Annotated in this window: 11 protein-coding genes; 1 reads left to right on the forward strand and 10 read right to left on the reverse strand. The window is 59.8% G+C overall.

The genetic code is table 11. The features are described from left to right. The first annotated feature begins 235 nt into the window (after positions 1 to 235). On the forward strand, positions 236 to 607 hold the full coding sequence (locus PO605_RS08215) for a DUF6864 domain-containing function (RefSeq protein ID WP_050042375.1): 372 nt from the start codon (positions 236 to 238) through the stop codon (positions 605 to 607). Positions 608 to 1114: 507 nt separating this feature from the next. Here PO605_RS08215 and PO605_RS08220 read toward each other — a convergent pair. The 10 genes from PO605_RS08220 to PO605_RS08265 form a co-directional block, all read right to left on the reverse strand. After that, positions 1115 to 1645 (reverse strand): DUF2514 family protein, encoded by a 531-nt coding sequence (locus tag PO605_RS08220; protein ID WP_272206233.1) that lies wholly within the window; start codon positions 1643 to 1645, stop codon positions 1115 to 1117. Further along, on the reverse strand, positions 1642 to 2256 hold the full coding sequence (locus tag PO605_RS08225) for a lysozyme (protein WP_272206234.1): 615 nt from the start codon (positions 2254 to 2256) through the stop codon (positions 1642 to 1644). The genes PO605_RS08220 and PO605_RS08225 overlap by 4 nt, the downstream gene beginning before the upstream one ends. Further along, positions 2253 to 2555, reverse strand: coding sequence for a hypothetical protein (locus tag PO605_RS08230; protein ID WP_272206235.1), 303 nt, complete (start codon positions 2553 to 2555; stop codon positions 2253 to 2255). The genes PO605_RS08225 and PO605_RS08230 overlap by 4 nt, the downstream gene beginning before the upstream one ends. Positions 2556 to 2563: 8 nt before the next feature. Further along, positions 2564 to 3064 carry a hypothetical protein gene (locus PO605_RS08235; RefSeq protein ID WP_272206236.1) on the reverse strand — a complete coding sequence of 167 codons (501 nt, stop codon included), beginning with the start codon at positions 3062 to 3064 and terminating at the stop codon, positions 2564 to 2566. 710 nt (positions 3065 to 3774) lie between these two features. Further along, positions 3775 to 4998, reverse strand: a complete 1224-nt coding sequence (locus PO605_RS08240) for a hypothetical protein (protein WP_272206237.1) — start codon at positions 4996 to 4998, stop codon at positions 3775 to 3777. Further along, positions 4995 to 5945 carry a hypothetical protein gene (locus tag PO605_RS08245; RefSeq protein ID WP_050042458.1) on the reverse strand — a complete coding sequence of 317 codons (951 nt, stop codon included), beginning with the start codon at positions 5943 to 5945 and terminating at the stop codon, positions 4995 to 4997. The genes PO605_RS08240 and PO605_RS08245 overlap by 4 nt, the downstream gene beginning before the upstream one ends. Beyond that, positions 5942 to 10870 (reverse strand): tape measure protein, encoded by a 4929-nt coding sequence (locus tag PO605_RS08250; RefSeq protein WP_272206238.1) that lies wholly within the window; start codon positions 10868 to 10870, stop codon positions 5942 to 5944. Before PO605_RS08250 ends, PO605_RS08245 begins: the two co-directional genes overlap by 4 nt. 15 nt (positions 10871 to 10885) lie before the next feature. Continuing rightward, positions 10886 to 11341 carry a hypothetical protein gene (locus tag PO605_RS08255; RefSeq protein ID WP_272206239.1) on the reverse strand — a complete coding sequence of 152 codons (456 nt, stop codon included), beginning with the start codon at positions 11339 to 11341 and terminating at the stop codon, positions 10886 to 10888. Positions 11342 to 11349: 8 nt separating this feature from the next. Continuing rightward, entirely contained in the window at positions 11350 to 11787 is a 438-nt protein-coding gene (locus PO605_RS08260) for a hypothetical protein (protein WP_272206240.1), read from the reverse strand. A gap of 68 nt (positions 11788 to 11855) precedes the next feature. After that, on the reverse strand, positions 11856 to 12524 hold the full coding sequence (locus PO605_RS08265; protein ID WP_272206241.1) for an InlB B-repeat-containing protein: 669 nt from the start codon (positions 12522 to 12524) through the stop codon (positions 11856 to 11858). Positions 12525 to 12531: the final 7 nt, after the last annotated feature.

Genomic DNA, 12531 nt, shown 5'->3' on the forward strand with positions numbered 1-12531 from the left:
CTGGGGCCTCTTTCTATCGAGCGATCGCAAGCGCCTTTCTGATGTTCGGCGTTTGAGAGGTGGGGTCAGCACAGTGCCTGAAGATCAACCGACACATCCCAGACACATCCTTCACAAGTGCACTGTTGAAGAATGCATGACCACAAGAAATCCCAAGGTAGCGCCAATTACTTCCAATGGCTAGAGCCACCAACTCTACCGATAGCCCGCCACAGCAGGCAGAAGCTGCGCTAAGATGGGAACTTTCCCGAGAGAACAACCGATGATCAAAATAAATGACCTTGAAATAATTGATTCAAAAACCTTAATAATTCACAAAGATGAATCTGCCGAATTCGCTATAAAAGGCGCATCGTGGACCATAAATATAATACTAAGTTTTAATGACAACAAGGAATCACAATCCATCTCAGTGCGTGGGGAGAAAAATACTGCACGATTGACGTTCAACAAATGGTCTGCCAGCACAGGAACATGCCTCACAAAGCCCTCTGAAATAGCCAGCTTAGGCAATGGAGATAAAATTCTTTTCACCGCCTTTAACTTAAGAGTACGCGATGTAAATCAAATAACCGTTCAATTCATGATACGGAAGAAGGCGAAATGAACACAGCCGTCACACCGCCCAATGTGCAAACAATTGTAGTTAACACAGTCGTAAGCAATACGGAACTTGTCCTCATAAATGTTACCGAGGACAAACTTCGCCTAGCGTGCCAAGCACATTACGCACAAATAAAAGACAAAAATAGCTGGCATGCGCCGACAGGAATTTTATTTGGACTTATACCTGTACTCCTCACAGCCGAATTCAAAGACATAGGACCTCTAAAACAAGGCCATCTGGAGGGCCTATTTTATGCCCTTGCTTTTTTGTGTACGATCTGGGCCATAAAAGCCGCCTGGTCGTCATACCATGCGATTGGAGTTAATGACTTAGTAGATAAGATAAAATCTAACAACCCAGTTTAATATTAAAAAGCACACATCACAATTATGGCACTCATAAATAGTCTTAAATTAACAAGAAGATACTATCCATGCCAAGAAGAAATATAACAAAGCACGTAATATATCGATCGGGATAGTTGCCACGCTAGGTGGTCTTAAACCTCTACTGTGCAGACTGGATTATTGAGAATGCCGCGTCGTAGGCCCGCTCGCAGGCACCGCCCCGGCCTCGGGCATCGTCAGCAATGCGCGCCAGCGCTCCCGCTCGCTCGTCAGCGCGGCGCTGCAGCTCGGCGAGCAGATCGAGGGCTGAGGTGTCTGGCGTGCACTGTACGGCAGTGGCGCGAGCCTGGGCGGCGACACGATGGGCGGTGATGTAGTCGGCGAGGTCGCCGCGCAGCCGGCCAGCAGCAACGCGAGCAGCGTCAGCGTCAGCTGCGAAGCGCGCCAGGTCCTGCCTGGCCTGGGCGTCGATGTTGCGTAGGTCGTCACGGTGTTTGTCCTCCAACTTGCGATATTTCTCGGATGCCTGCAGGGCAGCTGTGGCCGCTGCCTCTCGCTCGCCGGCCAGCTCGGCGCGGGCCTGGGCTACATCGCGCTCAGCGCCCACCCGCTCCATGGCCTGCCAGGCCAGTAGAGCCGCGAGCAGCAGGGCCAGCGCCTGCCACGCATAGGCCTTGAGACCGGCGATCATGGCGCCGCCTTTGCCGCGACCAAGGCTGCGCTGAAATGCCCATCCCTGCCCCACTGCGCGCACAGCTCGCGGGTGGCTTCGCGGCGATCAACAAGACCAGGAAGGCGCTTGGGTACGCCGTTGACTGTCCCGTAGACCCATCGCGGCATCTGCTGGCATGCAGCATCCAGCTGCCCGGCGTTCGCCAGCCGCATGACCGTCGTGTCAGGTGCCAGCGCCGAGGGCACGTTGTAGGCCATGTCGATAAAGCTGGCCTGCACCCAGAGGTTGTAGCTGTCCCAGTGCCGCAGCGAGCGACGCGCCTGGCGCTCGGCCTCGCGGTATTTGGGGCGCTCCAGGCGCTCGCAGTCCTCGGGCGTGTAGTAGCGCCCCGCCACCACCTCGGGGCCTGTGACGCCCGCGCAGACGGTCAGCGGCTGCCCCCTGCCCAGGCGGTCGATGTAGGGCGTGCCGATGTGCCGGCCGCTGCTCTCGTAGTGCAGTCCGATCTCTCGGGCCAGCTTCACGGCAGGAGTGGGCCCGGACTCCTGCGTGGCGACGTAGCCGCCGGCAGCGGTGACAGCCAGGCCAGCGGCTGTGGCCAGCAGTCGATTGCGAAGGGTCTCGTTCATCGACCACCTCCGCCCACCATCAAAGCCTTCCAGAACGCGATGCCGGCCGTGCCGAGCATCACGATGTAGGTGATGGGTTTTGCCGCCTTGCCGATCCAGTTGAGCACCTTGAAGGCCCCTTGTGCCGCCGCAAAAAACTCCACCATTTCAGCCGTATTCACACGCACTTTTTCCGTGGCCTCTGTGTTTGCACGCAGATCCGCTTCGATGCGCGTCATGCGAGCGTCACCCTCGTCTAGCCGGGCAGTGATGTTGCGTGCGGCACTTGGGTTGATCACATTTCCGAAATCGTCTTGCATTGACCCTCCTAGAGCGTTACAGCCAGCACAAAGGCCTCATCAAGCGTCTGCGGCGTGCCGCCAAGCTGCGCCCAGAGCTGCTGGAGGAAAGGGCTGTCCCGCTCCCAGGTGTCAGCCTCGTACTCGATCTGCGCGACTCGCTTTTGCACGGGGTCCGTGATCGCTGCAATGGCCGCTTCGGCGTCGTCAAGCACTCCGCAGGTAAGCAGTGCGAGCCGTCCCTGGCGCCGCGTGCAGGACTTCGGTATGAGTGCTGCAGCCTCGGCCTCGCGTTCAGCAAGCTCAATGGCATTGAGCGGCACAACAGACCACTGCTGCCGCCACACGCCATCGATCTCGACAGGCTCGATCTCGACAGGCTTGTGCGTGTCCGCGTTGTGCTCAGGCGGCTCCGAGCGCTCAACGAGCGCATAGCGCATCAAATTGTGCGCCATCATCGTCAGCGGGTGCCTTTCCTGTATCTGTGAGATATTCAACGGATAATCACCTGTTTCTTTGTCAATATACATATTATCCCTTTAAATCACATTTCCGATCCGCGTCCCTGCGACACGCCAGGTAACGAATGAATTGCCGTCAACGTAATATCCTGCAGGCCCTCCGGATCCTGGAGTTGTGTAAGACGGCGACCCCGGCTCAGACGTTCCGCCTGTTGATCCGGATGACCCAGATTGGCCAGCTAACCCAATTGCGCCGCCATCGCCTCCCCTGCCGCCAGATGCGGAGTTTACTCCGGGTATTGAATCATTTGACCCTTGATTTCCAACCCCGCCAGCTTGCCGATATTGGTAAGCCGACGCCACAAGAACATAGCCACCACCTACACCCCCACCGCCGCCACGACCTATGCTGCACGAGGAATAAGCGCATATCGTTGCATCACCGCCATCCCCGCCGCCACCGCCCCCACCAAATATAGTCCCGTTGTTGATGATCGTGATCCTGCGGCGCGTGTATATGCCAGTACCGCCGCGAGAATTGCGACTGCCACCGAGGCCTCCGATTCTGCCGTTGTTTACGATATAGACTGACCCGTCCGGAAAATCGTTGGGAATTACCAGAGCCCCGACGTCCGCCCCAGGGAGCACATTAATTGTTACCCTCCCGTACCCTAACCACCCCTGCGCTTGAGCAAGAGCAAGGATGTTTGGGTTAACCGTGATACCTGAAAGATTCAGTACCACACCAGATCCGCCTGCCGCCATTAGCCATCTTACTGTCATGGGTTGTGCACTCCCGCAATAAATGCGTCAATAAAAGACCCTTCAGTGTTAAAGAAAGTCAGTGTCAATGTTTGACCAGCAACATAAGTAGGAAATGCAGTCCCGGCAGGAAACCTGAAGTTAGTATTGAAACTTATTGGCCATGCCCCTCCCGAAAATTTCAAACGCAGCGTTATTTGATCACCTGGGTCTCGAAGACCGCCAGTAAAGTACGTGTTGTACTCGACTGTCAGCTGATGGATTGATCCTTTTGACGGGTCAAGTACGTAGACCTTTGCGTCACCAGGACCTACACCGGTATTCGCCGTCACAACCCTTTCTCGGAAATCGAGATCACTGATTTCGCGGCCCCAGGCCGACCAGGCGGCATCATGCTTGTATCGCCGAAACTTGGCCCCTGTTGCCAGAAATCCAGACAGGGTGAACGTCGCCTCCTGCATAGAACGTGCACCACCCCTATCCCAAGTCTCAACCAGCCAGCCATGAATGGCGACGTTGGTTTTATACGGCCAGTCCGCGCCCCCGCCATCGCTGGACTCAAAGAAGCAGACGGTGCCCACAGGCGCCGCAGACATGGGCGTGGACTTGTCGAAATAAGCGACTGCTCGCGGCACGACTTCATTTGCCCGAGGCACCTGGTTGCCGGTCGCCCCGGCCGGCACACTCAGGTGTCCTTGCAGCACCCCTCCTGTGATTGGGAGGTATGCGCCGGTAAATTCGCCCCATGCCAACTGCCACATCGCACCATCCCACCACCAGCCTCGCTTGTTGATCGAGGCATTCGTGCCCGTGTTGGTGTACAGGGCGCCCGCCTGGAGCGCGTTTCCCATGTTGTCGGTCGTCGGGTGCGAGGTGACCGCCTTGCTGCCCAAGTACATGACCTGCATTGCCGTCAGCGCAGTCGTGGCTGTTCCTGCAGCTGAGGACGCAGTGCTCGCGCTGCTGGCTGCCGCAGTCGCAGAATTGCCGGCTTGGTTGCGATAGCCCATCGCAGCGTCTGCTTGTGTCGTCGCAGTCAGTGCTGCAGACTGGGCTGTCTGCGCATACTCCTGGGCAGCAATGGCGCACGTCCGGCACGCGACGGCAATCTCCCGCATACGGGACACTGCAGGAGGCACGCTCATTGCGTAGTTGTAAGCCTCTTGATTGAAATTTGCACTACCCAGCGCTGGATACTGGGAAATAGGCAAAACATCTGGAATTTGCACAATATCCGTCATACATTACCCTTAATCTGAAACTCCACCTGAGCTTCGGTCCAGCTTATCGAAGTAACTGTTCCAGTCACTTTCCCAACAGTTGCAAGGTGCCCATACTGCGGCAACTCATCAACTTCAACTGCTACAACTTTGCCCAGAATCTGATCCAATACGGACTTAGCCGCAGGCGCCTGCACAGCATCAATTACACAAGTCAGCGTGATATTGGTAGCAAGACGACCAGCGATTTCCGTATACGTACCATCCTTCCTATCTTCAACATAGGAATAATCTCGAGTACTCGCGGTAACCCCGTACTGCGTACCACCCATTTTCGGTTCTCCGGGAAGAAGAAACTTTTTCCAGTTGCCTACGCTGATGTATCCAATAGCCGCGTCCGCCGCTGGATCAGTTCTGGAGACAGTAATCTCAATCTCAATATCTGGATGAATTGGGAGATTCTTAAGCGTGTAATAGCTACCGCGCTGCAAATCTCCAAAGAGATATTCCCACTCACCGAAAGCCTGCTGCCATAGATCTGCCTGAAGCGGAGGAATCAAATCTTCCCCACCCGCTCTTACCCTGATATTCAGTGAATCGGCCTCAATTCCGTAGATAGCCAATCCATTGACAAAACCAGGCTTCAACACGTAAGTAACTGAACCCTTCCGACGCGACTTGGTGAACAGATATTTATCAAAAGGCGCCATCCGATTGCTTGGCGCATTCTCATCCTTCTCCCAGTAACCAGCTGCAGCGGCAGTACCCGGCTCCACCAAATTAGCAGGCGCGCCCACTATAGCCTTCACGCACTCATAGGTATATCCGCTCCAAATCCTACGGTTTTTTAAAGCGTAATCAAGTCCTGAGACCCATGCGATCTCACCAACCGCTGAATCAATCTCTGGAATCGACGTGCCAGCACCAAACATGCTGGCCGTTATTATTTTAGGCAAAAGGATGTTCATGTGCGCCCTCCTGCGCCCGTGCGCATCATCTGGCCACCGCCAGTGACCGCGTCAAACTGTTCGGCAAACTCAGGCAGTTTGGCGGTATTGTTTGCTGTCCTTGCCATCTGCATTTCCAGTTGCCCCAGCCTTTGCTCAAGCCTATCAATTGATGCAGCCAACAATCCAAAATCAGCCCCAGCACCACTACCAGCCATGGCTCTTCCAAGCTGCTCTTGATTCCAGTATCTTGCCGGACCGGTTGCCTCAATCTCCCACCCACGTTCGCCGACAAGACGCAATCCACCAGCATGCAAACCGCCGTCTTCGAATCGCGGAATTCCGTTCCTATCCATTGCTGCAAGAACGTCGCTCTCACTGAAGCCATATAAAAATGCAAGATCGCTAGCAGTCCCACCAGCATTGCGAATTGCGTTGGAAAGACCTACAAAATCTCCAGTTCCGTCAAAAGAGTGGAAAATACCCGATAAACCATCGAGCTTTTTTTCCTGCTCCGAAGAGGCGTTCTCGTAAAGAACAGTGCCGCCCGAGAGAATTGCGGTAGGCTTCTTGTACTTTGAATCGACCGTTGCAAATCCACCGCCACCGCTGCCCCAACTGGGCACAACACCACCACCTTTTCCGCCGCCGGGTTTGGTTGAGTCATCGGATTTGAAAAGCCCAGCAATCAAGCGCTCAAAATAGACTTGCACGGTCTCAGCAAGCTCCACCGTGCCGTTGACAAGTTCTTCCGCTCGCTTGTTGAGCGTGTCCAAACCTTCAATCTGCGCCTGCAGGGCCTTGAGGGATCGCTCCTCGATGCTCAGCTGTGACTCGCCGAGCTCTCCCAGCTCAGAGAACTTGCCCGCCCACACCAGGGCGTCGCGGCGGCGCTCGAAGTCGGTGGCATAGACACCAGAAGCCAGGCCTGCGCGCGTTGCCTGGACAGCACCGCCAAGGTCACCATACTCGGACAGCTTGCGACCGGAGCGCACACCGGCCAGCGCCTGCTCGACATACACCATGCCGCGCGCTGCAGCCCATTGCGAGGTCGAATCGACCGTGCCATACAGCTCTGCCGCCGCGCTGTTGAGCACGCCAACAGAAGAACTGATGGTGTTGATGACCTCCTGCACCACCGAGACCTGCTGCTGCAGTGCTTCGCGGTCGCGGTCCACAGCGCGCCGGAACATGTCGTAGGCGGCAGCCTGAGCCGCCTTCTCGTCCTCGATGGCCCAGATGCGTTCCTGCAGGGCGCGGTTGCTGGGGTCCAGCGCGGCCAGTTCCCGGCGGCGCAATTCCGCCGTGTTGCCCTGCAGTTCAAGCAGCTTGCGCTCCAGGTCCGTGCGCTGGTCCAGGCGCGCGATTTCTTCGCGCAGCGCCTGGTTGTAGTCCCAGGCGGCACGCTCAGCTTCGCTCATGCCCTCGGTCGCCAGGCGGCGCAGGGCCTCGCGGTATTTGTCGGTCTGGCCCGTGGCGCGCAGGTATTCGGCTTCCAGCTGCCGGCGCTCGTTCTTGAGCGTGTCCAGCACCTGGCCAGCGGCATCGGCCACGGCGCCGAATTCCTTGGCCAGCGGGATGAGCTTGGCCAGCAGCTCCACATCGCCGGCCGCCATGGCGTCCTCGATGAGCTTTTTGAACTTGGCCTTGGCGTCCTGGCCCATGCGGGGGTCGATGTCGATCTTGAGGTCGGCCAGCGCCTTGTCCAGCGCATTGGCCGCGTTCTCGATGCGCTCCCGCTCGCTGTAGAAGCTGGTGTAGAACGCGTCCATGCCGGTGATCAGGTCCTGGATGCCGCCGGCGCTCTTGATGAGCTTGGCAATGGCCTCGTCGCCCAACTTGCCGAAGTTGGTGATGTTGCGGGTCCAGCCCTCGATGGCGGCGCCCGTCAGCTCCACGGTCTGCAGGGCCGCGTTGAAGCTCTCCAGCGTGATCTCCTCGTCCATGTCATCGAAGACATTGCGCATCCAGCTGGGGATGTCGGCCTTCTTGATCTGGTCGATGAGCGAGCCGCCCATATCGGCCACGAACTGAGCGAATGCCTTCTCAGGATCCTTGCCTAGGTCGCGGTTTTTGTAGGAGCTCAGGACTTCGCCCGTGGCCTTGTCCAAGATCTGGAAATAGCCGTGCGCCGACTCGTCCCCGTACTTGGGATTGGTCGCAAAACCGGCCGCGATATCGATGTCCTTGGCCGTGCCACCCGCGAACTTGGCCAGGGACTTGTAGACATCGATCAGGGCATCAACGGTGGTGCCGACCTGCTTGCCCAGTTCCTTGTTGCCGCGCTTGGTGAAGTCACCCAGGGCATTGCCCCACGCATCCTTGCCCAGCGCCTGGTTGGCCGCCGTGTCCCAATCGTCCGTACGGGTGGAGTAGACGCCGCCACTGTGATTGGGGCCACGCGAACCGAACAAACCACCCTTGAGCAGTGAGAAGATGGCCAAGCCACCTGCCAGCCAGGGTAGCGCTGCACCCAGTCCACTCATGAGCGAGCCGAAGCTGCTGCCGACACCGGCCCAGCTGCCATTGCCCGCGATGAGGGCGCCAAGAGCATCACCACCGGCCAGGCCCACGGCATTGGCTCCCGCCAGGCTGGCAGCCGAGGCGCCCGGCAGGAAGCCCCACAGCGCTTGAGCGCCGGCACCAAACATGCCCAGGTTGTTGAGCATGCCCATTCCGGCACCGCCACTCTGGCCGGCGGCAGCGGGGGCGCCGAACAAACTACCCAGGGCACCGCCAGCGATCTGAACCGTGGCCTGAATCAGCGGTTTGAAAATGAGCGTGCGCGCAAGATTCTTGAGGTACTGGCCGAACGAGAGCCCGCCTTGCATCAGCTGGTCGGCCAGGCTCTGGCCGATCTGGTCCACACCCTTCTGCCACTCCGAGGTGCTGGCCTTGGCCGCCTCGGCAGAGGCTTCGCGCGAGGCCTTCACCGAGGTCAGGCCCAGGCGCTCGCGCAGCAGCTCGATCTCCTGCTGGAGCAGCGCGTGCTCCATGGTCATGGTGCCGGTGAGCGCGGCTGAGCGCTCCATCTCGGCCAGCTGCTGCTCCTTGCTCAGGATGATGGCCATCTGCCGCTGCTCGATCACCACGCGCTGCTGCTCGGCGCTCAGGCCGATCAGCTCGATCTCATCGCGCAGCGCCTGGTTGCTGGCCGTCAGTTCCTCGACCGTCTTGCCCTGGGTGGTCATCCACTCCTGGCGGTACTTGCGCTCTTCCTCGGCCAGCTTCAGCGCCTTCTGCTTGGCCTCGTTTTCCTTCTCCAGCGTCTTGAGGGTCTTGAGCTTGGCTTCAATGTTGGCACGCTCTCCAGCATTGAGCCCCTTGAGCGAGCCCAGCAGATCCTGCGAGTACTTGATACGCAGCTTGTCGGCTTCGCCCAGCTTCTCGCCGCCGGAGATCTCCAGGCGCTGGGCGGCAATCTTTTCTTCGATGGAATCGACCAGGTTGCCATAGGCTGTATGAAGCTGCTTGGCGGATGCGGCGCGTGCCTTGGCCGACTCGTCTTCCTTGTAGTTTTCCTTGGCCAGCTTGCTGACGAGGTCCACATAGGCGGCCTCGGTGATGCGGCCGGCCTGGCGCAGCTCGTTGAGCTTTTGCAGCTGCGGCAGATAGTCCTTGTTGACGCCGTAGAGCTTCTGGCGGATCTCCAGCAGAGTCTGCTCGGCGTCCGCATCCTCTTGAGCCTTTTTCGCGGCGGTCTCTGCAGCGGTGGGCGGATTGATGGAGCCGCGCCCACCGCCCGCACCCTTGCTGCTGGCGTTGAGCATGTCCAGCTCGGCCCGCAGCTTGGCAATCTGGTCCTTGCGTGCCTCGATGGTCTTGGCGATGTTGTCCGCGCCAGCTGCGCGGCCACCCGCCACGGCGCGCGCCATGGCCGCCTCAGAACGCTCGTTCTCGACGCGCAAGGTGGCAATCGCGTCCTCGATGCCAGCAGCCGTCTTCGCGTACATGTTGACCGCCGCCACGCCTGCACCAGCCACCACCCCAACGCCCAGCAGCGCAAGCGTCACGGGATTCGCGGCCAACACGGCGGCCAGCGTGACGATGGCGCCCTTGACCACGCCGATGGCCCCGGCCACGGCCACCAGGCCCGCCGCTGCGGCCGCCCCGCCAGCAGCACCCAGGAAAGTCATCACCACACCCTGGTGGTTCTCAACCATCTTGCCCAGCCCATCGATGGCGTCCGTGACCAGGCGAACGCCCCCGGCAGCCTTCTCCGAAAACCCCGTGCTTTCGTTGATGGTGCGGAACAGTTCGTCCCAGGAGTCACCCAGGGCCGCAATGGCGCCGTCCAGGGTCTTGGCTCGCTGCTCCATGGCACCGCCAAAGGCGGTGTTGCCGATGTTCTCCAGATAGTCGGTGATGTCCTTGGCAGAATTCTTCACGCGGGTGGTGACGCCCTGGAACGTGAACGCCACCATGTCGCCCTGCTTGGACGCCTTGATGCCGAATTCCTTCAGGCGCTCGAATTCGCCCGTGGCCGCATCCGCCACGGCCTCGATCATCTGCATGAGGCTCTTGCCCATGCCGGCCGCCGTGTTGCCGAAGCTGGTGAGCTTGGCCTGGGTGGGATCAAGGCCCAAGGCCTTCATCTTCACGAAAGCCTCGGTGGCCTGGGCCAGCCCATAGGGCGTGTCCTTGGCAAAGGTCTTGATCCAGGCCATCTCCCGGCCAGCGGCCTGGGCACTGCCCGTGACCGTGACCAGCGAGCTGTTGAGCACGTCGAATTCGCGCTGCACCGATACCAGCTTGCCGACGAACGCCGTGACCGACACGCCAGCAAACACGCCGCCGAGGAGCGTGCCCAGGCGCCCCAGCGAGCCGGCCATGCCATCGACCATGCCCGTGACGGTGCGCTTGGACTTCTCGACCTCGGCCTGCAGCTGCGAACTGTCGCCCGTAATCAAGAACCGCAGGTAGTTGATGTTGCTGGAGCCAATCATGCAGCCCCCTGAAGATCACCTCGGCGCGCGTCGGAACGAGCGCAGCATGTCGCCCAGGCCGCTGGACACGCGCTCGCGCCGCTCCTCGGCCTGCTCAGGCGTTTCATCGACGCTGCCCGGCCGTGGGGCGCCAGGGTCCTTGGCAGCGTCCTTGGCGACAAGCCATGCAATGGACAGGTCGCAAAGCGTTTTGCCCTCCCAAGGCGTGAGCCGCACGCCGTGAATGGACTGCCAGGCAACCAGTTGCTCATAACCGATGGGCGCTTCGCCCGTGGGCGACTGCAGAGACGGACCCAGGTCAAAGAACACTTCGAGGAGATAGCCAGCCGGGCCAGGGTCGGGCAGGTCAGGCTCACGGCCTTCTGCCCTGATTTCCTCGATGCGTGTGATCCTGGGTTCGTCATATTGCGGCTGGGTCTTTTTTCCGTTCTTGGGCTTGAGCGGGGCGTTGAGCCACGCCCATGTGCGCACGTAGAGGCTCAGTCCTTCGGCGCACTCTTGGAAAAATTTGCCCAGTCCGCCGCAAAGGCGTTGACCTGGTCAGCCACCCAGCCGGCAGCAGGGTCCGCGTACAGGGCCTGCATGCCCTCGCGCACGGGGCGGCCTTCCAGGTCCAGGCCTTCGACGGAATGCGTGATGTCGGCCAGCAGCGCTGCGGTGTCGGCAGTGCGCTCCTCGGGCGTGCGCTCTTCCAGCGCGCGGCGGTTTTTCTTGACCAGCGCCATGACTCGGCGCTGGGCGCCCAGCTGGGCCTTGCGGTAAGGCTCCGAGCCAGGGCCGTACACATGGATCAGCACGGGCTGCTCCACCGCCCCAGCGCCTTTGGTGGGGTCCTTGAAGTACAAGGGCTCGCCGGAGGCATCCTTCAGATGCAGGGCAGCGGTGTCGGCAACGCGGAGTTGGGAAAGCTTGAGCATGGTGGTGGCGATGAAAGAAAGTCAGAAGGGCATGCCACCCGGCCGCAGCCGGGCAAGGCGGCGGCGAATTACTCGGGGATGAAGCTGGCCTGCACCGCCACGTTGGCGAGCACGTTGGCATCGGAGCGCGGGTTTTCCGTGCTGTTGTCGCTCCACTTCTCAAAGTCGAAGCCGGCGGCGGCCTGCGCGAACACGGGCTTGCCCGTGGCGCCCTGCAGCACGGTCTGGCTTGCAACGCCCACGATGGAGCCATTGGCGCCGGCCGTGTAGGCAAGCGTGAACGAGATGGCGGGGACTTCGATGATGTCGTTGTCGATTTCCAGCTGCGCCGTGTGCGCCGTGATGGAATCGACGCCGCCCACGTTGAGCTTGAAGCTCATGCACTGCGCCGTGAAGTAGTGGCTCGAGCCGTCCTGCAGGCGGATGCAGTAGCTGTAGCTGTCGTCGGACATGGAGGCGGCCTTCAGCAGAACCTGGCCCTCGTCGTTCATGTCGCGGGCCATGGGCACGGACAGGCTGCCATCGTTGAAGCTGCCTTTGCGCTTGACGATGCGGCGAGTTGCCAGGGGCGAGTGCGTGGCCTGGTTGTATTCCCGGCCCAGTTCGGCCAGATCGGTGATCTCAGCGATCTCTTTGAAGGCCAGGGCCTGGAAGCCGGCTGCATCGTAGGATGCTGGCCGGGCGGCGCAGATCAGCAGCTTGCTGCCAGCCGAGGTACGAACGTTTTGGACTGCCATGGTCGTT

The organism is Delftia sp. DT-2, assembly GCF_028401915.1.
In the GTDB taxonomy this organism is placed as follows: domain Bacteria; phylum Pseudomonadota; class Gammaproteobacteria; order Burkholderiales; family Burkholderiaceae_C; genus Comamonas; species Comamonas tsuruhatensis.